General features: G+C 73.0%; 21 protein-coding genes. 8 read left to right on the top strand and 13 right to left on the bottom strand.

The window, feature by feature from the left end:
* Nucleotides 1-99 precede the first annotated feature (99 nt).
* Nucleotides 100-360, top strand: coding sequence for a 30S ribosomal protein S20 (rpsT, locus tag IEX37_RS12785; RefSeq protein WP_188756664.1), 261 nt, complete (start codon nt 100-102; stop codon nt 358-360).
* A gap of 84 nt (nt 361-444) precedes the next feature.
* Here rpsT and holA read toward each other — a convergent pair whose 3' ends face one another.
* From holA to leuS, 5 genes are all read right to left on the bottom strand, one after another.
* The gene (holA, locus tag IEX37_RS12780; protein ID WP_188756663.1) at nt 445-1,488 is read right to left on the bottom strand and encodes a DNA polymerase III subunit delta; all 1,044 of its coding nucleotides are present in this window, start codon (nt 1,486-1,488) and stop codon (nt 445-447) included.
* A 51-nt stretch (nt 1,489-1,539) separates the two neighbouring features.
* Nucleotides 1,540-3,885 (bottom strand): ComEC/Rec2 family competence protein, encoded by a 2,346-nt coding sequence (locus IEX37_RS12775; protein WP_229663258.1) that lies wholly within the window; start codon nt 3,883-3,885, stop codon nt 1,540-1,542.
* Nucleotides 3,886-3,889: 4 nt separating this feature from the next.
* Nucleotides 3,890-4,525 (bottom strand): ComEA family DNA-binding protein, encoded by a 636-nt coding sequence (locus IEX37_RS12770; RefSeq protein ID WP_229663257.1) that lies wholly within the window; start codon nt 4,523-4,525, stop codon nt 3,890-3,892.
* Between the two features lie 249 nt (nt 4,526-4,774).
* Entirely contained in the window at nt 4,775-4,993 is a 219-nt protein-coding gene (locus IEX37_RS12765) for a hypothetical protein (protein WP_188756662.1), read from the bottom strand.
* Nucleotides 4,994-5,008: 15 nt separating this feature from the next.
* Nucleotides 5,009-7,579: a leucine--tRNA ligase gene (leuS, locus tag IEX37_RS12760; RefSeq protein WP_188756695.1), complete on the bottom strand. Its 2,571-nt coding sequence runs from the start codon at nt 7,577-7,579 to the stop codon at nt 5,009-5,011.
* A 149-nt stretch (nt 7,580-7,728) separates the two neighbouring features.
* Between leuS and IEX37_RS12755 the strand changes: the two genes are divergently transcribed.
* The 5 genes from IEX37_RS12755 (at nt 7,729) to IEX37_RS12735 (ending at nt 12,452) form a co-directional block, all read left to right on the top strand.
* Nucleotides 7,729-8,367 (top strand): DedA family protein, encoded by a 639-nt coding sequence (locus IEX37_RS12755; protein ID WP_188756694.1) that lies wholly within the window; start codon nt 7,729-7,731, stop codon nt 8,365-8,367.
* 5 nt (nt 8,368-8,372) lie between these two features.
* Nucleotides 8,373-9,407, top strand: a complete 1,035-nt coding sequence (locus IEX37_RS12750) for an App1 family protein phosphatidate phosphatase (protein WP_188756661.1) — start codon at nt 8,373-8,375, stop codon at nt 9,405-9,407.
* A gap of 58 nt (nt 9,408-9,465) precedes the next feature.
* Complete coding sequence (locus IEX37_RS12745; RefSeq protein WP_188756660.1) at nt 9,466-10,179, top strand: SOS response-associated peptidase; 714 nt, start codon at nt 9,466-9,468, stop codon at nt 10,177-10,179.
* A gap of 97 nt (nt 10,180-10,276) precedes the next feature.
* A complete protein-coding gene (locus IEX37_RS12740; protein WP_188756659.1) occupies nt 10,277-11,566 on the top strand; it encodes a M18 family aminopeptidase in 1,290 nt (429 codons plus the stop codon).
* A gap of 1 nt (nt 11,567) precedes the next feature.
* A complete protein-coding gene (locus tag IEX37_RS12735) occupies nt 11,568-12,452 on the top strand; it encodes a 3-methyladenine DNA glycosylase (protein WP_188756658.1) in 885 nt (294 codons plus the stop codon).
* Here IEX37_RS12735 and IEX37_RS12730 read toward each other — a convergent pair.
* The gene (locus IEX37_RS12730; protein ID WP_229663256.1) at nt 12,441-12,854 is read right to left on the bottom strand and encodes a ribosomal maturation YjgA family protein; all 414 of its coding nucleotides are present in this window, start codon (nt 12,852-12,854) and stop codon (nt 12,441-12,443) included. The two genes, IEX37_RS12735 and IEX37_RS12730, sit on opposite strands and share 12 nt — an antisense overlap.
* A 66-nt stretch (nt 12,855-12,920) precedes the next feature.
* Here IEX37_RS12730 and IEX37_RS12725 point away from each other — a divergent pair, with 66 nt between their 5' ends.
* Nucleotides 12,921-13,754: a hypothetical protein gene (locus tag IEX37_RS12725; protein WP_188756657.1), complete on the top strand. Its 834-nt coding sequence runs from the start codon at nt 12,921-12,923 to the stop codon at nt 13,752-13,754.
* On the top strand, nt 13,751-14,854 hold the full coding sequence (locus tag IEX37_RS12720; protein ID WP_229663255.1) for an aromatic acid exporter family protein: 1,104 nt from the start codon (nt 13,751-13,753) through the stop codon (nt 14,852-14,854). The genes IEX37_RS12725 and IEX37_RS12720 overlap by 4 nt, the downstream gene beginning before the upstream one ends.
* A gap of 27 nt (nt 14,855-14,881) precedes the next feature.
* Here IEX37_RS12720 and fdhD read toward each other — a convergent pair whose 3' ends face one another.
* The 7 genes from fdhD to ccsA (IEX37_RS12685) are packed head-to-tail and all read right to left on the bottom strand — an operon-like array spanning nt 14,882 to nt 22,951.
* Nucleotides 14,882-15,736 (bottom strand): formate dehydrogenase accessory sulfurtransferase FdhD, encoded by an 855-nt coding sequence (gene fdhD, locus IEX37_RS12715; protein ID WP_188756656.1) that lies wholly within the window; start codon nt 15,734-15,736, stop codon nt 14,882-14,884.
* A gap of 8 nt (nt 15,737-15,744) precedes the next feature.
* Nucleotides 15,745-18,051, bottom strand: a complete 2,307-nt coding sequence (locus IEX37_RS12710) for an FdhF/YdeP family oxidoreductase (RefSeq protein ID WP_188756655.1) — start codon at nt 18,049-18,051, stop codon at nt 15,745-15,747.
* 59 nt (nt 18,052-18,110) lie between these two features.
* A complete protein-coding gene (locus IEX37_RS12705; protein WP_188756654.1) occupies nt 18,111-19,385 on the bottom strand; it encodes a cytochrome c-type biogenesis protein CcmH in 1,275 nt (424 codons plus the stop codon).
* Entirely contained in the window at nt 19,382-19,873 is a 492-nt protein-coding gene (locus IEX37_RS12700) for a TlpA family protein disulfide reductase (RefSeq protein WP_188756653.1), read from the bottom strand. Before IEX37_RS12700 ends, IEX37_RS12705 begins: the two co-directional genes overlap by 4 nt.
* Nucleotides 19,870-21,777, bottom strand: a complete 1,908-nt coding sequence (gene ccsA / locus IEX37_RS12695; protein ID WP_188756652.1) for a cytochrome c biogenesis protein CcsA — start codon at nt 21,775-21,777, stop codon at nt 19,870-19,872. Before ccsA (IEX37_RS12695) ends, IEX37_RS12700 begins: the two co-directional genes overlap by 4 nt.
* Nucleotides 21,774-22,184: a cytochrome c maturation protein CcmE gene (locus IEX37_RS12690; protein ID WP_188756651.1), complete on the bottom strand. Its 411-nt coding sequence runs from the start codon at nt 22,182-22,184 to the stop codon at nt 21,774-21,776. Before IEX37_RS12690 ends, ccsA (IEX37_RS12695) begins: the two co-directional genes overlap by 4 nt.
* Nucleotides 22,181-22,951 carry a cytochrome c biogenesis protein CcsA gene (gene ccsA / locus IEX37_RS12685; protein ID WP_188756650.1) on the bottom strand — a complete coding sequence of 257 codons (771 nt, stop codon included), beginning with the start codon at nt 22,949-22,951 and terminating at the stop codon, nt 22,181-22,183. The genes IEX37_RS12690 and ccsA (IEX37_RS12685) overlap by 4 nt, the downstream gene beginning before the upstream one ends.
* Nucleotides 22,952-22,984 lie beyond the last annotated feature (33 nt).

Below are 22,984 nucleotides of genomic sequence, written 5' to 3'. Positions count from 1 at the left end.
GCCGCACGGCGCCCCTCTCTCGCCACGCGGCACCGTCCATACCGGCACCGAGCCTCACGGCACCGGCCGAACCACTCCTGAACGAAAGTCCTCCGACACGTGGCAAACATCAAGTCGCAGATCAAGCGCAACAAGACCAACGAGAAGGCGCGCGAGCGCAACAAGGCCGTCAAGAGCGAGCTGCGCTCCGTCGTCCGTCGCACCCGCGAGGCGATCGCCGCCGGCGACAAGGCCGCGGCCGAGGCCGCTCTCGTGAAGGCGTCCAAGAAGCTCGACAAGGCCGTGAGCAAGGGCGTCATCCACAAGAACCAGGCGGCGAACCGCAAGTCGAAGATCGCCAAGAAGGTCGCCTCGCTCTAAGGCACCGCGCACGAGCCCGGTCCCCTCAGGGGCCGGGCTCTTTCGTGTCCGCGTGCGGACACACGGCGCGAACGGCGCAGCGGATCACTCCCCGAAGGGGCGCCTGGTCGCGATGACCGCGATCATGCGCTCGAGCGCGAACACCGGATCGCGCGAGGCGCCCTTGACCTCGGCGTCCGCACGCGCGGCGGCCTGGATCGCGAGGCCGAGCGTGGCCTGCGTCCACCCCGTCTGCAGGTCGCGCCGGGCGCGCTCCACCTGCCAGTCCTTCATTCCGAGGCGGGCGGCCACCGTGCGTGCCGGCTCGCGGGAGCCCGCGACGCGCGCCATCGTGCGCAGCTTCATGGCGAACGCCGCGACGATCGGAACGGGATCCGCGCCGGACGCCAGCGCGTGCCGGAGCCCGACGAGAGCCTCGCCGTAGCGACCCGCGATGGCCGTGTCCGCCACCGCGAACGCGTTGGTCTCCACGCGGCCGCCGTAGTACCGGGCCACGACGTCCTCGGTCACGTCGCCCTCGACGTCCGAGATGAGCTGCTGGCACGCTGCGGCCAGTTCGGTCAGGTCGTCCGCGAACGCCGAGGTCAGAGCCTGCAGCGCGCGCGGCGCGATGCGTCGGCCGGCCGCCTTGAACTCGCCCGCCGCGAAGTCGTGCCGGTCCGCATCGCGCTTGACCGCGGGGCAGGGGATCTCCACTCCCCCGCCGACGCCGGAACGGATCGCGTCGAGCAGCTTCTTCCCCCGCACGCTCGCGCCCGTGTGGCGCAGCACCACCGTCGCGCCTTCCTGCGGATGCTCGATGTACGCGAGCGCCTCGGCGAGGAACGCGTCCGAGCAGCGCTCCACGCCCGAGACCCGGACGAGACGGGGCTCACCGAACAGCGACGGAGCCGACACGGCGAGCAGCGTTCCCGCCGTGTAGTCGTCGGCGCGGATGTCGGAGATCTCCAGCGACGGATCCTCGGCCTTGAGGTAGTCGCGGACCCCGGCGATCGCACGCTCGGCACAGATTTCCTCCGGGCCGGACACGAGCACCACCGGCGCGGGTCGCGGCGCACGCCACGACACCTGCGGGATCGATGTCTTGGTCGCCCGCGGCTTCGACTTCGATGCGGGTGCGGCGGCCATGCCTTCAGCCTACCGGCGGCCTGCGACACGCCGCCGGGCACGCGCGCACGCTCAGGGCGGGCGCTCCCTCCAGAGCCGGAGCCCGTCCGGCCCGTCCGCGACCAGCAGGAGGCCCGACAGATCCGTGCGAGCGGTCGTCGCCCCGAGGCGGGCGAGCGTGTCGAGGATCTCTCGCCGCGGATGCCCGTAGTCGTTGTCGGCGCCCACCGTGACGAGCGCCAACGACGCGGCGATCTCGGCATAGAGGGGCTCATGCTGGTCGGCACTCCCGTGATGCGCGACCTTGACGACGGCGTAGGGGCCCGCCACCCTGCCCGTCCCCAGCAGCGACAGCTGCGCCGCCGCCGACAGATCGCCCAGGAGGATGGACCGCGGCAGTCCGCCACCGGCGATCTCGAGGATGACGCTGGCGTCGTTCCCGGACGCGAAGGCCACCCCCTCCGCACGCGGCCAGAGGACGCGCCACCGGGCATCCCCCAGCGTGCCCGTCGTTCCCGCGCTCGCGGACAGGAGCCGCGCCCCTTCCAGCCGCTCGAGCACGCGCTCGTCCGCGGGTCGCCCGGTCGGGCCGTGCAGCACGGCGTCGACGCGGCCCTCGACCGCCGCGACCCCGCCGACATGGTCGAGGTCGAAATGCGTCAGCACCAGGAGGTCGACGCGCGAGATGCCGAGTCGGGTCAGGCACGATCCGAGCGCGTCGGGATCGGGGCCGGTGTCGATGACCCCCACCGCGCCCGCCGAACGCACGACGAGGGCGTCGCCCTGCCCGACGTCGCAGGCCGCGATCGCCCAGTCGGCGGGCATCGCCAGGCGGCCGACGGGACCGTTCGTGAGCGCGGCGCCGCCCCCGGCGACGCCGACGATCACTGCGAGCACCGCGGCGATCGCCCTTCGCGTCACCCGGTCCGCGACGCCCGCCCGGTCGCTGCGCGCGATGAGGAGCGCGGCCGCCCCGCCCACGGCCGCGAGCAGCACCGCGCCTCCGAGACCGGGCGGCCACGCCAGGCTGGCGCCCGGCAGCGCCGCCGTCGTCAGAGCGGTCGCGGCGATCCATGCCGACGGCAGCCAGGCCAGCGCGGCGAGGCCGTCCGCGAGCACAGGCAGCGGAGCGGCCAGGCAGGCGGCCAGGCCGATCACGGTCGCCGCCGGGGCCGCCGGACCCGCCAGGAGATTCGCGACCACGCCATAGGTCGGCACTTCGGGCGCCAGGAGGATGAGCACGGGCCCGCACGCGAGCTGCGCGGACAGGGGCACGCTGATGGCCAGGGCGAGCGGCGCGGGCATCCACCGCGACGCTCCCCGCGCGAGCGGTCGGGCCAGCAGCAGCAGTGCTCCCGTGGCCGCGACGGAGAGCACGAACCCGTAGGATCCCGCGAGCCACGGGTCGGCGATCAGCAGCACCGCCACGGCGAGGGACAGCACGGCGACGCCCGCGGCCACGCGTCCGAGCACGAGCGCGAGCAGCGCGATCGCCGCCATCGTGGCCGCCCGCACGACGCTCCCCTCGGGGGTGACGAGCAGGACGAAGCCCGCCAGCGCGACGAGAGAGACGACGATGCGGACCGCGCGCCCCGCACCGGCCAGGGCCGTCGCGCCGAACGCGATGCCCACCACGATCGCGCAGTTCGCCCCGGAGACGGCCGTGAGGTGGCTGAGGGAGGTGACCTTCATCGCCGTGTCCAGCTCGTCGCTCACGGCACGCGTGTCGCCCACCGACAGCCCCGCGAGCAGCTGCGACCCGGGACCGGGCAGCGACGACGCGCGCTCGACGAACGCGTCGCGGAGCGAGGAGACCGCCCCGAGCACATGCGCGGGGGACGCCGTGACCTCGGCGGCGCGCGCGAACACCACGAGCGCGGCCCGGTCGCCCGGGTCGGCCGCCATCGCCGTGCCCCGCACGGCCGCGGAAGAGCCGAGGTCCAGCCTTGCTCCCGTCACGTCCGCCGCGGGAACGCGCACGCGCACGGGCACACCGATCGCGAGCCGCTCCTCGCCCCGCGCGATCGCGCTCGTCCGCCCGTCGAACCACACCGCGTCACCGCGCAGATCGACCTTCGACACGACGGTCAGCTCGATCTCGAGCGCCCGTCCCCCGCCCCCGGCGAACTCCACCGCGACGTCGCGGGTCGGCTGCGCCATCGCGACGTGGGCGCCCACCGCCCCGGCCGCGGCGCACGTGAGCACCGCGATCCCGCACGCGACGCGACGCGCCGCGGGCAGGCGCCGCCAGAGCAGCAGCCCGGCACCGGCGAGCGTCCAGGCGCCGATCGACAGCCACCCGGCCGACGAGGGATGCCACGTCCCGGCGAACGCCGCGAGCCAGGCGACGACCGCCACGGGCAGCATCCGCAGGTGCGCCCCGCCCTCCTCCCCCTCAAGTGCCGAGCGCTCCGTCACCGGATCACCCCACCCGCACCAGCGGCCGCAGCGACTCGAGCACGCGCTCCCCGATGCCCGACACGGCCAGCAGATCGTCGACGCTCGTGAAGCGGCCGTTCTGCTCGCGCCACTCGAGGATCCGCTGCGCCAGAGCCGGCCCGATCCGCGGCAGGGACTCCAGCTCGGCCGCGCTGGCGCTGTTCAGATCGATCGTCGGGCTGCCGTTCGCCGCGCCCGACGACGCCCCCGCCCCGCCGGTGCTGCCCGGCGCGACGTGTTCCCCCTCGGCGCCGGGCGCCGGCACGTGCAGCTGCTCGCCGTCGCTCACGACCCGCGCGAGGTTGACCGCCCCGCGCTCGGCCTCCTCCGCAAAGCCGCCGGCCGCGGCGATCGCGTCCACCACGCGCGCGCCCGCCGGAAGCACGTACAGTCCCGGTGCGTTGACCTCCCCGTCCACGTGGACGTAGATCCGTCCCGCCGCGACGCTGACCTCGGGCGACGGCAGCGCATCGGGCACGACCTCCACGGGCGCGGTCGCGCCGCGCCACAGGCCGATCCCGATCGTGACGGCCAGCGCCGCGAGGACGAGCACGATGACCGCGCTCACCCCGAAACCGCCGCGCCGTGGCGGCGCGCTGATCCCCTCGATCTCGGACACGGACGCCACGCTAGGTCGCCCACGGCGCCCGCGGTCGCCCGGCGGTGCCCAGCGGGGACAGCCATGTCGCCTCCGGCGCTGGGGACGAGAAGCGACCGCGAAGCGCTACCTCAGCGCTCGGAGAGCGAAACGGACGTCCGCTTCCCGATCAGCGATGGGGTGGCTGTACCGGCGCGAAGCATCCTCCGCTGCTGGTCGATCGAGGACGGCGCGAGCACGCCGACCACCGGCTGCGCTTCCCCGGGAAGGTCACTCCGGGCGTCGCGCGGCGCGATACCGCTTCATCATGTACGAGTACCAGGCGATGGCGACGAAGGCGGTACCGACGAACAGCCACGAGCCCGCTGCGGGAAACATGATCGACAGAGACGTAGCCGCGACGATCAGCAGAGCCAGCGCGATCGTGAGCACCAGGTGCCTCCCGGGCGCGGTGATCACCCCGAACCACGTCGGCGGAGTTTCATTCATCGGCAAGCGCCCGACCTACTTCGTGGAGAAGCTGACGACCTTCGGCGCGCGCACGATCGCGCGCACGATCTGCCGGTCCCCCAGCGCGCGCAGCACGCGTTCGTCGCCGCGCGCCATCGTCTCCAGCGCGTCGGTGTCGATCTTCGCGGGCACCTCGAGCGTCGCGCGCACCTTGCCGTCGATCTGCACGACCGCCGTGACCGACTCCTCGACCAGGAGCGCCGGGTCGGCGTTCCGCCACACGACGTGGCCGATCGAGGGCTCATAGCCGAGGATCTCCCACATCTCCTCGGCCGTGTGCGGCGCGAAGAGGTCGAGGATCATCGCGGTGGCCTCCACGGCCTCGCGCACGGCGGGATCGGCCGGGCCGGCCGCGCCGTCCACGGCCTTGCGGATGGCGTTGACCAGCTCCATCAGGCGCGCCACGACCACGTTGAACTTCGTCTGCTCGACCAGGACGGGCGCGTCGGCGAGCAGACGATGGGTCACGCGGCGGAGCGAGACGTCGCCCTCGGCCCAGACCACGTCCTTGTCGCTCGTGACCTCCTGGGCGAGCCGGAGCGCACGCGCGAGGAACTTCTGCGCCCCCGTGGTCGAGACGTCCTTCCAGTCCTTGTCGTCTTCGACGGGGCCCGCGAACGCCAGCGCGACGCGCAGGGCATCGGCGCCGTGGCGCTCGAGCTCCTCCTTGAAGAGCACGAGGTTGCCCTTCGACTTCGACATCTTCGCGCCGTCGAGGATCACCATGCCCTGGTTGATCAGGCTGGAGAACGGCTCCGTGAACTCGACCAATCCCATGTCGAACAGGACCTTCGTGATGAAGCGCGCATACAGCAGGTGCAGGATGGCGTGCTCGACCCCGCCGATGTACGCATCCACCGGAGCCCACCGATCGGCGTCGCGCGGATCGAACGCCTTGCCGTCGTTGCCGGGCGACAGGAACCGCAGGTAGTACCACGAGCTGTCGACGAACGTGTCCATCGTGTCGGGGTCCCGCAGCGCCGGCTCGCCGGTGCGCGGATCGGTCGTCTCGACCCAGCCCGTCGCCGCACCCAGCGGAGACTTGCCCTTCGGCTTCAGATCCAGCCCTGCGGCATCCGGCAGGCGGACGGGCAGCTCGTCCGCGGGGACCGGCACGATGTCCCCGTCCTGCGTGTGGACCATCGGGATCGGCGTGCCCCAGAAGCGCTGGCGCGAGATGAGCCAGTCGCGCAGCCGGTACTGCTTCGCTCGGCGGCCGGTGCCCGCAGCCTCCAGCTGTTCGATGACGCGCGTGATCGCGTTCCGCTTGGACAGGCCGTCGAGACTGCCGGAGTTGATCATCCGGCCCTCCCCCGTGAGCGCCTCGCCCGTCACGCGCGGGTCGATCTCGCTCAGCTGCGGGTCGATCGGCACGCCGTCCTCGTCGAGCTCGATGACCGGGATCGCACCCGTGATGGGGGCCGTGGTGTCGACCACGACCCGGACCGGAAGGTCGAAGGCGCGCGCGAAGTCGAGGTCGCGCTGATCGTGCGCGGGCACGGCCATCACGGCGCCGTGGCCGTAGTCGGCCAGCACGTAGTCGGCGGCCCAGATCGGCAGACGCTCGCCGTTGATCGGGTTGATCGCGAAGCGTTCGAGGAAGACGCCCGTCTTGGGGCGATCCGCCGACTGGCGCTCGATCTCCGTCTGCTGCTGCGTCTGCAGGAGGTAGTCCTGGAAGCGCGTCCGCGCCTCGGGCGAGGCACCCGCGACCAGCTCGACGGCCAGGTCGCTGTCGGGCGCGACCACCATGAACGTGGCGCCGTGCAGCGTGTCGGGGCGCGTGGAGAACACGGTCACGGGCTCGTCGCGTCCCTCGATGCGGAAGTCGATGTCAGCGCCGACCGACCGGCCGATCCAGTTGCGCTGCATCTGCAGCACCTTCTGCGGCCAGAAGCCCTCGAGCTGGTTCAGGTCGTCGAGCAGGCGATCGGCGTACTCCGTGATCTTGAAGTACCACTGCGTGAGCTTCTTCTTCTCGACCGTGGCACCGCAGCGCTCGCACGCGCTGTCGACGACCTGCTCGTTCGCGAGCACGGTCTGGTCGTTCGGACACCAGTTGACCGGGCTCTCCTTGCGGTACGCGAGCCCCCGCTCGTGCAGCTGCTGGAACAGCCACTGGTTCCAGCGGTAGTAGTCGTCGTCGCTCGTGTGCAGCACGCGGCTCCAGTCGAACGAGACGCCGTACGCCTTCAGGCTCTCACGCTGCTGGGCGATGTTGGCGTACGTCCACTCGCGCGGGTCCGCGCCGCGCTGGATCGCCGCGTTCTCCGCGGGAAGGCCGAACGAGTCCCAGCCGATCGGGTGCAGCACGTTGTAGCCGCGGTGCCGCCAGAACCGCGCGACGATGTCGCTGTAGAGGTAGTTCTCGGCGTGCCCCATGTGCAGGTCGCCCGACGGGTACGGGAACATCGCCAGCACGTACTTGCGGGGCCGCGTGTCCTTGTCACCGCCCGCGAGGAACGTGCCGCGCTCCTCCCAGAGCCGCTGCCACTTGGCGTGCAGGGCATGGACGTCGATGGCGCCGTCACCGGGGGCGGTGGAGACCGAGGAGTCGGGCGACACGTTCTGTGACTCGTTCTGCGACACGGGGTGGTACTGCCAATCGATCGTGGGCACGCCGAAACGGGGCGCGCGTGGGGGGCGAGGTTCCAGGTTAGCGCGGAGCACCGCCGCATATGCTCGTGGGGATGAGCGGGGCGATTGCGGGCGCGGTGAACGAGGCCCTCACCTGGCTACTCGACGCTGTGCAGGCGGTCGATCCCGTGCTGCGGACCGTGCTGGCGGGGATCGCGATCATGCTCGAGACGAGCGTGCTCATCGGGCTGATCGTGCCGGGTGACACCATCGTCATCGTGGCCGCGACCGGCGTCGCGTCCCCGGCCGAGGGCGTCGTGCTGGGTGCCGTCGTCGTGGTGGGCGCGATCGCGGGAGAATCGATCGGCTTCTGGCTGGGCCGCTGGCTGGGGCCCCGCCTCCGGCACTCCTGGGTGGGCCGGAGGATCGGCGAGAAGAACTGGATGCGCTCCGAGCGCTACCTGCGCCGCCGCGGCGGACCGGCGATCTTCCTGTCCCGTTTCCTGCCCGTCCTGCACTCCCTGGTGCCGCTGACCGTCGGTATGAGCGGATACTCCTACCGGCGCTTCCTCGCCTGGACGCTGCCGGCCTGCATCCTGTGGTCCGCGATCTACGTGTCGATCGCGGCCGGCGCGGCGCACTCCTACCGGGAGCTCGCGGGCAGCGCGCACTACGCTGGCTACGTCTTCGTCGGGATCATCGTCCTGTTCATCCTCGTCGTCTACGTCGTGAAGAAGGTCATCGCGCGGCTGGAGCAGCGACACATGAAAGACTGAGGACGATGTCCTCCCCCACGCCCCGCGACAGGATCCACTGGATCGCCCGGCTCGAGCGTCGCATCCATGCGTGGCGCGAGCGGCACGCGCGGCGGCGGGGCCGCCGGCCCACGGTCCTCGTGTTCCCCGGCTACGGCGGCGACGGGTGGGTCCGCGTCCTGGGCCGCGTGCTCATCGTGCCGCCCGGCAAGCGGACCGCGACCGGAGAACTCGCGAGCGTGCGCGGCTGGCGCAGCTTCATCGGCATCCCGATCGGCTACGCGACCGTCACGATCGAGCTGGGCGGCCGCACGCACGAGGTCGTCGCCGATCGCGGCGGCGTGATCGACGCCCGCATCGAGGCGGAGCTCGAACCGGGGTGGCAGACCGTGAGCATGTCGGTCGAGGGCAGCGAGCCCGCCCAGGCGCGCGTGCAGATCGTGTCGCCCGAGGTGGACTTCGGCGTGGTGTGCGACGTCGACGACACCGTGATGGTCACCGCACTGCCGCGCCCCCTCCTGGCCGCCTGGAACTCCTTCGTGCTCGACGAGCACGCACGCCAGCCCGTGCCGGGCATGGCGGTGCTGCTGGACCGGCTCACCCGCAGCCGGCCGGGCACCCCGATGATCTACCTGTCGACCGGCGCGTGGAACGTCGCGCCGACCCTGACCCGCTTCCTGAGCCGCCACCTCTTCCCCGCCGGATCGCTCCTGCTGACCGACTGGGGTCCGACGCACGACCGCTGGTTCCGCAGCGGCACGGAGCACAAGCTCACGAACCTGCGGCGGCTCGCCGAGGAGTTCCCCGGCGTGGAGTGGCTGCTCATCGGCGACGACGGACAGCACGACGACGACATCTACACGCGCTTCACGAGCGAGTACCCGAACTCGGTGGCCGGGGTCGCCATCCGGCGCCTCTCCCCCGCCGAGGCCGTCCTGGCGGGTGGCCGGACGGCCGTGAACGACCACTCGGCGGCCGGCGTGCCGTGGGTCAGCGCCGACGACGGTGCCGGGATCGCCGAGCGCCTCGAACAGGTGGGTCTGCTCGAAGCCGAGGCCTGACCCGCCCTCGCTCGACCACGAGAGCGCGAGGAGTGTCCGCGGGCATACGCTGGCTGGCATGTGCGGGCGATTCGTCGTGGCGAGGGTGGGCAGCGAGCTCGTGGGCGAGCTGAGGGTCGATCTCGTATCGGACGCGCTGCCGCCGCCGTCGTACAACGTCGCGCCCACCGACCGTGCGGCGATCGTGCTCGACTCCGCCAAGACGGAGCCGCCCACTCGCCGCGTGGAGGCGGCGCGCTGGGGCCTCGTGCCGTCGTGGGCGAAGGACACGACCATCGGGGCCCGCGCTTTCAACGCCCGGTCGGAGGAGCTCGAGGACAAGCGGATGTTCCAGAACGCCCTCGCGAAGCGCCGCGCGATCGTGCCGGTCACGGGGTACTACGAGTGGCAGCTCGTCGGCGGTGAGAAGGTGCCGAACTTCATCCATCCCGCGGGCGGCGAACCGCTGCTGTTCGCGGGACTGTACGAGTGGTGGAAGGACCCCGCCAAAGAGGAGGACGATCCGGATCGCTGGCTCCTCAGCTTCACGATCCTCACCCGGGAGGCCCTGGGACCGCTCGGCTCCATCCACCGGCGGATGCCCGTGTTCGTGGACTCGGACCACGCGGACGCATGGCTCGATCCGACGATCGACCACCCGCGCGACGTGCTCGACGCGGCCGTCGACGCGGCCCCGCGCGTCGCATCGACCCTCGCCTTCCATCCCGTGGGCAAGGAGGTCGGGAACGTCCGCAACGACACTCCCGATCTCATCCGTCCCATCGGCGACTGACGCGCGGCATCCCGGGCCGCCGTAGCACCGGCGCCGTATGCCGGCACGGTCTCCCCACGCCGGCCGTGATCCCGGTTCCCGGCGCGATAATGGGCAGATGACTCCCGATCGCATCCCGGGCGACGCCCACGTCCACATCGAGGACCTCGCCGACTTCGTCATCGCCTCGCCGTCGTCGTACCACGCCGCGGCGGAGGCGGCGCACCGCGCCGTCGAGGCCGGATACAGGCGGCTTGCCGAGACGGACGCCTGGGCGCTCGAGCCGGGCGGACGCTACGTCGTCACGCGCGACGGATCCGTCCTCGCCTTCGCCCTCCCGGACTCGGTCGAGGCCACCACGCCGTTCACGATCCTCGGCGCCCACACCGACTCCCCCGGCTTCAAGCTCAAGCCGAACCCGGACACGCAGGGCGCGGGCGGCTGGTGGCAGCTCGGGCTCGAGGTGTACGGCGGCCCGCTGCTGAACTCCTGGCTCGATCGCGAGCTCGAGCTGGCGGGGCGGCTCGTGACGCTCGACGGCCACGAGCATCTGGTGCGCACGGGGTCGCTCCTGCGCATCCCGCAGCTCGCGGTGCACCTCGATCGCTCGGTGAACGAGGGCCTGACGCTCGACAAGCAGCGGCACACGCAGCCGGTGTGGGGCGTGGGCGCCCCGGAGGGCGCGGACATCCTGCGGCGCCTCGCGGCGCGTGCCGGCATCGACCCGGAAGCGATCGGCGGGTACGACGTCGTCGTGGCGGACACGCAGGAGCCGCGCACCTTCGGCGCGACGCAGGAGCTGTTCGCGTCGGGGCGGCTCGACAACCTGCTCTCCACGCACGCCGCGCTCACGGCGCTACTGCAGGCAGAGCCTGCCGGATCGATCGCGGTGTTCGCGGCGTTCGATCACGAGGAGGTCGGCAGCGAGTCCCGCTCCGGCGCCGCCGGCCCCTTCCTCGAGGAGACCCTGCTGCGCATCTCCTCCGCGCTCGAGGCGACCGCGGAGGAGCGCGCGCGGGCGTTCGCCGGCTCCCTGCACGTCTCGAGCGACGTCGGCCACGCCGTCCACCCGAACTATCCGGAGCGCCACGACCCCGCGAACCACCCGGTCGCGGGCGGCGGCCCCATCCTCAAGATCAACGCGAAGCAGCGCTACGCCACCGATGCCCACGGCGCGGCGAGCTGGGCGGCGGCGTGCCGCGCGGCGGGCGTGCCGATGCAGGAGTTCGTCTCCAACAACGCGATCCCCTGCGGTTCGACGATCGGGCCCATCGCCGCGACGCGCCTCGGCATCCGCACGGTCGACGTGGGCGTGCCGATCCTCTCGATGCACTCGGCGCGCGAACTCACCGCGGTCGTCGACCCCTGGTACCTCACGCGCGCGATGAGCGCGGTGCTCGCGCGCTGACATGCCCGCCGGCGTCGCCGCTCCCCTCGTGCGCCTCACGGGCGACGAGTGGCGCGCCCGCGAGGCGGCCCACGTACGCAGAGCGGACAGCCTGACGGCCGACCACCGTCGGCGCGCGTCGCACGGTGAGAAGCACCCCGTCTGGGACTTCCTGTTCACGTACTACTCGTACAAGCCCGCCGTCCTGCGGCGCTGGCACCCCGGCGCGCGCGTCGAACTGGAGGACGCCGCCGGCGAGGCGCGCGCGGGATGGCGCTGGTACGTCCCCGGGAGCACGCCGGGCTCGCTCCTGATCGACCACGAGGCCTTCGAGCGGCAGATGGCCTCACTGGCGCGCCTGGTCGAGCTGATGCTGCGCCGCACGGCCGCCCGTCCCGCCCAGTTCGACTGCTTCGGCCTGCACGAGTGGGCGATGGTGTATCGGCAGCGGGAGCATCGCCACCCCGTCCCGCTTCGTCTCGGCGCGCGCGGCACCGACGCGGTCGTCGAGACGCACGACCTGCGCTGCACGCACTTCGACGCGTTCCGCTTCTTCACGCCCGACGCCGTGCCGCGAAACCGGCACAGCCCCACCCGCGACCTGCAGCCGTCGCTCGAGCAGCCGGGCTGCCTGCACGCCGGCATGGACGTCTACAAGTGGGCCATCAAGCTCGGCCCGCTCGTTCCGGGCGACCTGCTGCTGGACGCGTTCGAGCTGGCGCGCGACATCCGCCGGCTCGACATGGAGGCGGCGCCGTACGATCTCACGGACTGGGGGTTCGCCCCCGTGCGGATCGAGACCGCCGAGGGCAAAGCGGAGTACGTGCGCCGGCAGCGAGCGTTCTCCGAGCGCGCCAACGCGCTCCGGGCCGCCATCCTCGCGGCGTGGAAGCCGTCAGGCGGGTGAGGGCCTGCGGCGCACCAGCACATCGATCCCGGATGCCGCCGCGATGCCGAGCGCATACATCACCAGGTCCTCGGCCGCGAAGACGGTCCCGAAGACGAGCGTGAGGGGGCGGAACGCCGCGCCCCACGCCTCCGGGAGACCCGTCAGCTGGAACAGCTCGACCGCGGTGCACCAGGCCAGCGCGACCGCCGCGACGCCCCAGGACGGCGCCCGCGGCGCGACGCACACACCGAGGGCGAAGATGAGCGCTGCGTAGAGCGCGTCCCCCGCGGCGTCGGAGACGAATCCGTCCGGCGCGAGAGCGTGAACCGACAGGCCTGCGATCATCACCAGCACAGCCGCAGCGGCGGCCGAGAGTCGCCGGTGTGCCGGATGACCGAGGGACAGCCGTGCGCGCTCCACTCGCGCGACTCTACGCGAGACCACTCCAGGTGGCCGTCTCCCCCGCGGGTCGGTCAGGATGGGTGGGTGTCTTCTTCCGCCGCCTTCGGGCTCCTCCTCGACGTCGACGGACCGCTGGCCAGCACCGTGACCCGGTCCCTGCGCCTGCCGTCCATCGCCGACGATCTCGTCGCCATCGCGAACGCGGGCTGTCCCGTCGTGTTCAACACGGGCCGATCCGATGTCTTCCTCGCCGAGCAGGTGGTTCCCGTGCTCGCGCGGGCCGGGCTGGCGCCGGATGCCCCGGTCTGGGGCGTCGGCGAGAAGGGCGCGACGTGGTTCGCCGTTCGGGGCGGCACCATGGGGCAGGTGCACACCGACCCCTCGCTGGCGGCTCCCGAGCCGCTCGTCGCGGCGTGCCGGACGATCGCTGAGCAGCACGCCGATCTGATGTTCTGGGACGCCACCAAGCGCACGATGATCTCGCTGGAGCAGAACGTCGATGTGGCCGGCGAGGCCTATCTCGCGCGGCAGCCGGAGGTCACCGCGCAGCTCGATCGCGCGATCGCCGAGGTCGGCGCGGATGCCGGCTTCTCCACCGTCCCGACGATCATCTCGATCGACCTCGAGCACCGCACGGCGGGGAAGGCGCTCGGGGCGCGGCGCGCGATCTCCCTCGTGTCGGAGCGGATGGGCGTGCCGCGGCGCTGGTTCACGGCCGGCGATTCCGACGGCGACTACGACATGGCGACCTGGCTTCACGACCACGGCTACGACACGACGCACCTCGACGTGCGCCCCGGCGGCGATGAGCGCGCGACCGGGTACCCGGTGCTGCGGGAGGCGCCCACGCACGGGCACGCCGAGGACGACATCACCGCACGTTGGCTCACGACGTGGCGGGCGCAACTGGCGGGATGAGCATGAAGGGCGAGCGTCACTCCCGCGCCTCCCGCTGGCGTCCCGCCCTGCGCGGCGCGGCGCGCGGGGTCATGGACGGCTCGCGCCTCGCGCTCGCGGCGCGCACCGCGATCGCCGCGGCGGCCGCGTGGTACCTCGCGCCTTACGTCCCCTTCGCCGAGACCGAGTATTCGTTCTACGCGCCGCTCGGTGTCCTGGTCAGCATGTACCCCACGATCGCCGGCACCGCACGATCCGGCGCGCAGACGTTGATCGGCCTGGCTCTGGGCATCGCTCTGGGCGTCGGCGGCATCGGGATCGTCTGGGCGGGAGCGCCCGGAATCGTCGCGGTGGCGCTCGTGGTCGCCGTGGGCGTGGCGTTCGGCGGCGCGGACGTGCTCGGCGACGGCAAGGAGTGGGTCGCGATGGCGGGCATCATCGTCCTCCTCGTCGGCGGCCCGACCCCCGCGGACTTCTCCGTCTCCTACCTCGTGACGATGGCGTTCGGGGTCGTCGTGGGCTTGATCGTGAACGTCGTGATCTTCCCGCCGCTGTACCTGCGGCACGCGGACGAGCGGCTGTCCGCGCTGCGCGACTCGACCGCGCAGCACCTCCACGACATGGCCGAGGCGGTGGCGGACGACCATCTGGCGCCCGAGCAGCTGGAACTGGCGGTCGGGGACCTCAGCGCGACGGTGGAGCAGGTCAGCGCCGCGGTGCGGGACGCCGACGAGAGCAGCGCCGCCAACCCGCGCGCCCGCCGTCGTGCCGCCGAGCGCGAGCGCAACCGGCGCCGGCTGCGCGCGCTCGAGCGCACCGTGTTCTCGACGCGCGACCTCGCGGACGTCCTCGCGCAGGGGCCCGAGCAGACGCGCGGGAACACCAGCCCTGCGGCTCCGATCCTGCTGTCGGAGGCCATCCATCGGGTCGCAGAGCTCGTCGGGCAGCCGCTGGATGCGCGGGAGCCGCACATCCGGCTCGACGCCGCCGTGACGGCGCTGGAACGATACACGGCAGCGATGGACGACGAGACGACGTCCGCGCCCTCCCGCATCGCGGAGGACCTCACGGCCGCCGTGTGCCTGCGCCGCATCATCGCCGCGTCGCGCCCGTTCATCTGAGGGCGCGGCGCCGGCAGATGGGCCGGCTCAGCCCGCGGCCGCGGCGGCCGGCACGACGACGCGCTCGGCGCCCGCGTAGACGTTCATCGTCTCGCCCCGCAGGAAGCCGACGAGCGTCAGTCCCTGCTCCGCCGCGAGCTCGACGGCGAGCGAGGACGGCGCCGAGACGGCGGCGAGCACGGGGATGCCGGCCATGATGGCCTTCTGCGCCAGCTCGAAGCTGGCGCGCCCCGACACCATCAGGACGTGCCGCCGCAGCGGGAGACGGTCGTTCAGCACGGCCCAGCCGACGACCTTGTCGACGGCGTTGTGGCGACCGACGTCCTCGCGCAGCACGACGAGCTCGCCCGTCTCGGCATCGAACAGGCCCGCCGCGTGCAGCCCGCCGGTCTTGTCGAAGACGTCCTGGCGCTCGCGCAGCGCGTCCGGCAGCGCGGCGAGCGTCTCGGCCGTGACCCGGACGTCGTCGGCTGCCACGTCATGCGCCGAAACGGTGGCGACGGCCTCGATGCTCGCCTTCCCGCACATCCCGCACGAGCTCGTCGTGTAGAAGTTGCGCGCGAGATCCGTGCTCGGCGGCGCGACACCCGGCGCGAGCGCGATGTCGAGCACGTTGTACGTGTTGTCGACGCCGCCCGTGCCCGGGCCCCCGCAGTGGATCGCCGACCGGAAGTCCGAACCGGTCCGGACCACGCCCTCCGACACCAGGAAGCCGGCCGCGAGCTCGACGTCGTGGCCTGGGGTGCGCATCGTGACCGCGAGCGGTTCCCCCGCAAGCCGTAGCTCGAGGGGCTCCTCGACCGCGAGCGTGTCCGGCCGGCGCGTGGCCGTCCCGCTCAGGGCGATGCGGGTGACCGGCCGGCGCGTCGTGATGCGGCCCATGGTGGCTCCTAGCGGCGCTTCTCGAGGCGCACGACGACGGCCTTCGACGTCGGCGTGCCGCTCACGTCGGCGGTCGAGTCGAGCGGAACGAGCACGTTCGTCTCGGGGTAGTACGCCGCGGCGTTGCGCCGCGGCGTGTCGTACGACACCAGCCGGAACTCCTCCGCGCGGCGCTCCTCCAGCCCGTTCGGGCCGTTCCACTCGGAGACGAGATCGACGATGTCGCCCTCGGCGAAGCCCAGCTCGCGGATGTCGTCCGCGTTGATAAGCACCACGCGGCGGCCGTCGTGGATGCCGCGGTACCGGTCGTCCTTGCCGTAGATCGTCGTGTTGTACTGGTCGTGCGAGCGCAGCGTCTGCAGCAGCACGCGGCCCTCCGGGATGACGGGGTACTCGAGCGGGTTGCCCGTGAACATGGCCTTGCCCGTCGCGGTCGCGAAGCGCCGCTCGTCGCGCGGGCCGTTCGGCAGGAAGAACGTGCGGCCCTTCTCGATCCGCTGCTCGTAGTCCTCGAACCCGGGGATCACGTGCGAGATGTGCGCGCGGATGGCCGCGTAGTCGCTCTCGAGCGCACGCCAGTCGGCCTGCGGCGCATCGGCGCGGTCGGCGAACACCAGCTCACACAGCCGGGCGAGGATCGCCACCTCGCTGAGGAGGTCGTCGGCGGGCGGGGCGAGCCTGCCGCGCGAGCCGTGAACGGCGCCCATCGAGTCCTCGACGGTCACGCGCTGGTCCTTGCCGCCCCGGCGGTCGCGGTCGGTGCGCCCGAGCGTCGGCAGGATGATCGCACGCCGTCCGTGCACCACGTGCGAGCGGTTGAGCTTTGTCGACACCTGCACGGTCAGGCCGACCTTCGACATGCCGTCCTCGACCACGCGGGTGTCGGGGGTGGCGCTGACGAAGTTGCCGCCCATCGCCATGAACACGCGGACGCGTCCGTCGCGCATGGCACGGATCGCCTCGACGGTGTCGTAGCCGTGCTCGCGCGGGGCCGTGAACGCGAACTCACGGTCGAGCGCCGCCAGGAACTCCTCCGACGGCTTCTCGTAGATGCCCACCGTGCGGTCGCCCTGCACGTTGGAGTGGCCGCGGACGGGGCACACGCCGGCCCCGGGGCGGCCGATGTTGCCCTGCAGCAGCAGCACGTTGACCACGTCGCGCAGGGTCGGCACCGAGTGCTTGTGCTGCGTGAGGCCCATGGCCCAGCAGACGATCGTCGACTTCGACCGGCGCACGTGCTCGCCGATCTCGCGCAGCCGCTCCGGAGTCATCCCGGTCGCGACGCTGAGGTCCTCCCAGCTCACCTGCGCCAGCTGCGCGCGGTACTCGTCGATGCCGGAGGTGTGTGCGCCGATGAAGTCGTGGTCGAGCACGCCGCCGTCGCGCTCCTCCGCCTCGAGCAGGTGCTTGCCGATCGCCTGGAACAGCGCCTGGTCTCCGCCCAGCCGGATCTGGACGAACTCGTCGGCGAGCTTCGTGCCCCCCAGCAGCACGCCGCGCGGCGTCTGGGGGTTCCGGAAGTGGAAGAGACCGGCCTCCGGGAGCGGGTTGACCGCGATGATCGTGGCGCCCTTGTCCTTGGCCTTCTCGAGAGCGCTCAGCATGCGCGGGTGGTTGGTGCCGGGATTCTGTCCGGCGACGATGAGCAGGTCGGCCTCGTGGATGTCCTCGATCGAGACCGTGCCCTTGCCGATGCCGATCGTCTCGACCAGGGCCGAGCCGCTGGACTCGTGGCACATGTTGGAGCAGTCGGGCAGATTGTTCGTGCCGATGCCGCGGACGAGCAGCTGGTAGAGGAACGCCGCCTCGTTCGACGTGCGGCCGGACGTGTAGAAGACGGCCTCGTCGGGGTCGTCCAGCTCACGCAGCGCCGTGGCGATCTCGCGCAGCGCGTCGTCCCATGAGATGGGCCGGTAGTGCGTGCCGCCCTCCTCGAGCAGCATCGGGTGCGTCAGTCGCCCCTGCTGCCCCAGCCACCAGTCGTCCCGTGTGCGGAGCTCGGCGACGCTGTGGCGCGCGAAGAACGCGGGGTCGACCTTGCGGACGGTCGCCTCCTCGGCGACGGCCTTCGCGCCGTTCTCGCAGAACTCCGCCAGGTGCCGGCGGTCCTCCTCGGGCCAGGCGCACCCGGGACAGTCGAATCCGTCCTTCTGGTTGACGCGCAGCAGGCTGCGGGCGCTGCGGACGACGCCCATCTGCTCGTACGAGATCTTCAGGGCGTGCAGCACCGCCGGTACGCCCACGGCGTACCGTTCGCGCTCCTTGATGCGCAGCTTCGACTCGTCGATGTCCTCTGTAGGGGGCTTCGTCGCCATGCCGCCATGTTAGTCCCGGACGCACCCCCTCGGCGCCGCGCACGCCGCCCGAGGCCCGCTCAGCGGGTCACGCGAACGAGCTCGCGCGGACCGTGGGCCTCGTGGCCGCGGACGCTGCAGCCCATCGTCAGCGTCTCTCCCTCCTCCGTCCGGATCGTCAGCTCGTGGGACTCGCCCGGGTGCAGCAGGGGCGTCTCCCAGTGCCCCGCGACCCCTTCGACGACGAGCCTGTGGGCGGAGGCGCCCGCATTGGTGACGACGACCGTGACCTCGCCGGCACGCACGGAATCCGCGTCCACCTCCACGGCCCACTCGATCAGCCCCACCCGCAGCTCGCTCCGGTCCGGCGCCGAGCGCTGCCCCGCCCCGCCGGCTCCGGCGGCCGTCCTCGGCGCCGACAGCAGAGCCCTCGCTTCCGACGCCGCGGGGTCCTCGGGGTGCAGCTCGACGAACCGCTCCAGCAGCCGAGCCGCGCGTTCGTCGCCGTCGCGCCACAGCATCGTGCCCCGCAACAGCAGAGCCGGTCCATGGTGCGGGTCTCCCGCCAGCACCTCGTCGAGCGTCCGCCCCGCCGCTGCGAGCTGTCCGTCGCGCAGGAGCACGTCCGCGAGCAGGAAGCCCGTCTGCGCATCCCCGGGCCGAAGCCGCCACGCGGCCTCGAGCTCCGCCGCCGCCTCCGTGAGACTTCCCTGGTGGGCCTGCGCCATGCCCAGCGCGATGCGCAGGCCCGCGTCGCCCGGTGAGCGATCGACCGCCTCCCGCAGCACCTCCGGCGAGGTCGCCGCCGCGGTGTCCGGAGCTGCGGGGCGCGCCTCCCTCAGCGCGCCCGCCGCGGCGGCCCCCGCCGCACACAGCAGCACCGCGGCCACGGCGATCGCGACCGCCCGACCGCGCCGGCCACCCCGCGCGCCCGCGGCGAGCAGCGCAACGGCGATCCCGCCGATCGCGACCGGGGCCGCCCAGGCGATCCAGCCGGCGCCGCGGGGCGGCGGCGCGAGGAGGACCTCGTCGCCGTACCGCTCCGCGAACCATCCCCGCACTGCGTCGGCGTCCCGCCCCGCCTCGACCTGGCGCTCGACCTCCTCGCGCATCGCCACGGCCACCGGCGACGTCGAGTCCGCCACGGACTCGCCAAGGCAGGTCGGACAGCGGAGGGTCTCCGACACCGCCCGCGCGGCGGCCTCGGGCGTGGCCGTGCCCGGCGAGACGGCCACCCAGGCCAGGCACGCCAGTGCGATCGCGGCGGCCGCGATCAGCGCCGTCCGCGTCGCCCAGCCGTCCCGGCCGCCGCTGCGGCGACGGCCACCGCGCGCGCCCGCCCCGACCCCGCTCATCCGCGCACCGCCGCGGTCACGACGCCCTCGATCCACGCGTCGTCGATCGCGCCGAACCGTCTCTCCAGGATCGTTCCGTCGCGGTCGACGAGGAACGCCTGCGGCACGGCCCTCACGCCCCACTCGATCGAGACCGAGCCGTCGAGGTCGACGACGCTGGGAAAGGACGCCTCCTGCTGCGCGAGGAACTCCTCGGCCGCGGCCGGGACGTCCCGGAAGTTGATGCCGAGCACGCGGAGCCCTTCCGGTTCCAGCGCGTCGAGTGCGCGCTCGAGCACGGGGAACTCCTCACGACACGGCGCGCACCAGGACGCCCACACCGTGACGATCACGACCTCCCCGCGGAGATCGGAGAGTCGGTGCGCCTGTCCGGTCAGGTCGTGCCCCTCCAGCACGGGCGCGGCTTCCGTCTGGGGCGCCGTCGCGGCGGAGCAGCCCGCGAGCGCCAGGACGACCGCCAGGGCGAGCGCCTGCAGCCGCCGCCTCATCGCGTCACCGCCGCGTCCCGGGCCGCCGCGTGGCGGTTCTCCCTCTCACGCCGCTGCGGGACCACGGCGATCGCCATCCCCGCGATCAGCAGGACCACCGATACCCACAGCCAGGTCACGAACGGCATGACGGCGAGGCGCACGGTCGCTCCCCCCTGCGCGGGGTCGACCGCCAGGAGCGTCACGTAGACGTCGCGCAGGGGCTCGGAGCGCACCGCCGGACCCGCGAGCACCACGCCGTGCTCGCCGTACCAGCGCAGCTCGGGGACCATTTCACCGAGCAGACGGTCGCCGTCGGCCACCACCACGCGCGCCGATTCGATCACGCGGCGCTCCTCCCCCGTCCGCTGGACGTCGACGAGCACCGCCGACACGTCGCCGGCCGACACGCTCTCCCCGACGGCGACGGTGCGCTCGGCGACGACGGCCCCGGCACCGGAGGTCACGGCGATCGCGGCGACCGCTACGCCGAGGTGCGCGACCGCCGCACCCTGCGCCGCCCGGCTGCGGAGCTCGCCCGAGCGGAATCGGACCGCGGTCGTCACCAGCAGGAACGCACCGATCCCCCAGCAGAACGCCGCTCCGACGTCGCGCGACAGCAACGCGGCCCCCGCCGTCGCGAGCGCGGCCGCCACGGCGGGCGCCCGCAGCCGCCCGATCAGCGCCGCCGGCGCGTCACGACGCCAGCGCATCCAGGGAGCGACCGCCATGACGACCAGGAGCACCAGCGCGAACGGCGCGAGGATCCGCTCGTACCACGGCGGCCCCAGCGTCACGCGCGCGCCGGAGAGCGCCGCCAGCAACGCGGGCAGCACGGATCCGACCAGCACGATCGCCGTGATGGCGACCAGTCCCATGCGCTGCACGCGCAACGCGCCCTGCCGGCTGAGGAGATGCACGGGAGCAGCGCGCGGCGGCAGCCGGTGCGGCAGGGGGGCGACGATCACCGGGACGAGGGCGGCCGCGCACAGCACGGCGAGCAAGAGCGGACCGATCGCCGAGACGCTGAAGGCATGGATGCTCGCGACCACCCCCGAGCGCGTGAGATACGTCGCGAGCAGCACGAACACGTAGGCCGCGATCCCGAGCCCCACCGCCGCGCGCTGCCAGCCGGCGCCGCGCGCGCGGGGCCCGACCGCGTGCAGGAGCGCGGTGGCCAGCAGCCAGGGCATGAGCGATGCGTTCTCGACGGGGTCCCATGCCCAGTACCCGCCCCACCCGAGCACCGCGTAGGACCACCACGCACCGAGGCCGATGCCGGCGGTCAGTGCCATCCAGGCGACCGCCGTCCAGGCGCGCATCGCGCGCGCCCACCGCACGTCCCACGAGCGCGCCAGCATGGCCGCCAGCGACAGCGCATACGGCACAGCCAGCGCGGTGAACCCCGCGTACAGCAGCGGCGGGTGCAGTCCCATGGCGGGGTGATCCTGCAGCAGGGGGCTCGGCCGCTGTCCCAGCTCCGCGGTGGCCGCGGCGAACGGAGCCGCGACGAGCGCGACCACCCCGAAAGCCGCGGTGACGGCGCTCAAAGTCGCGGAAGCGACGGCGTGGGCCGGCCGGCCGATCCGCGGGCGCGCGAGCGCGAAGACCGTCGCGACCGCCGCTGTGAAGAACAACCAGAGCAGCAGCGACCCTTCGAGACCCGCCCACAGGGACGTGACGCGGTAGTACGTGGGCATGCCCGGCTCGATCGCCCGCTGGGAGTACGCGAACACGCCCGGCTCAGCCAACAGGGCGACCAGCATCACGGCACACGCAGCCGCCGAGGCGGCGACGGCGGCGCCCGAGGCGATCGCCGCCGGGCGACGCAGCCCCTGCCGGCGCGTCGATCCGCTCCACAGCGCCGCGGCGGTGACCGCGGCGCCGATCAGGACGGCCAGGAGCGCGGTTCCGAGAGCGGTCACGGCCCGGTCACCTCCGCGGGGCCGTACTCGTTGGAGTGACGCAGGAGCACCTCGGTCGCCGCCACGGCGCCGTCGGGCCCCAGACGTCCTTCCACGACGGCGCCCTCGCCCTCCTGGACGAGCGCCGGCAGCAGCCCGTCGTACCGCACCCGCAACTGGGTTGCGCCGTCGGTGAGGACGAACTGCGAAGCCCCCTCGCTCCGCACAAGGGACCCGTCGACGACGAGCCCGGCCACGCGGACCGGTTCGGGGGCGTCGCCTGCACGCACGACCTCCGTGGGCGTGCGGTAGTACACGAGCCCGTCGGCCGTGGCCCAGGCCACCAGGCCGCCCAGCGCGAGCACGCCCCCGACCAGAACCGCCGCGCCCCATCGGCGCTGCGCCGACCAGCTCAGCGCCGGGCTCATGGCCGCGCGTCCCGGCGCGTCACGATCCGGCCGGCGGGACCGGATGCCCCGAGCACGGGATTCCGCTCCGCGGGCTTCTCGACCGGCGGCGACGCCAGCGCCTGTGCACGCCAGCGCACGAGCAGCAGCGTGATGATCGTCACGGCGAGGACGGCCGCGAGGATCGCTGCGCCCATGAGCGGGTGGATGGGCGGAGACGTGCTGGGCGCCAGGAGGGTCGCGGGCTGATGCAGGGTGCGCCACCACAGCACGGAGAGGTGCACGACGGGCACGACGGCGAACCCGACCACACCGATGCCGGCCGCGACGAGCCGGGAGACGCGGCCGACCTCGATCGCGCGCGCCGCCAGGTACACGACGTACACGAGCGCCATCGCGACCGTGCTCGTCGTGCGGCCGTCCCACACCCACCAGGTCCCCCACGTGGCGGCGCCCCACGCGCTGCCGCTCGCGAGCGTCAGCGCGGTGAGCGCGACGCCGGCCTCGGCGGCCGCGCGTCCGACACGCGCCGCGCCGGCGCCTCGGCGCCACAGATAGAGTGCGCTCGCGCCCAGGACGATCGCGAAGCAGAGGTAGGCCGACCACGCAGCGGGCACATGCACGTACATCAAGCGCTGCCACTCGCCCTGGACGCGATCGGCCGGGGCGATCAGGAGGCCTAGCGCGAGCGCCGCGATCAGTGCCACGCCTCCGGATCCGAGCAGCGTCCGGACGGCCCGCCGCGCCGACAGGTCGCGGCGGGCGGCCGACAGGGTCTTCATCTCCATACGTCGCCTCCTCGGACGCGGATCGAGCTGCGG

This window comes from Microbacterium album (genome assembly GCF_014643695.1).
Classification (GTDB): Bacteria; Actinomycetota; Actinomycetes; order Actinomycetales; family Microbacteriaceae; genus Microbacterium; species Microbacterium album.
This window is presented reverse-complemented; position numbering and strand designations above follow the sequence as displayed.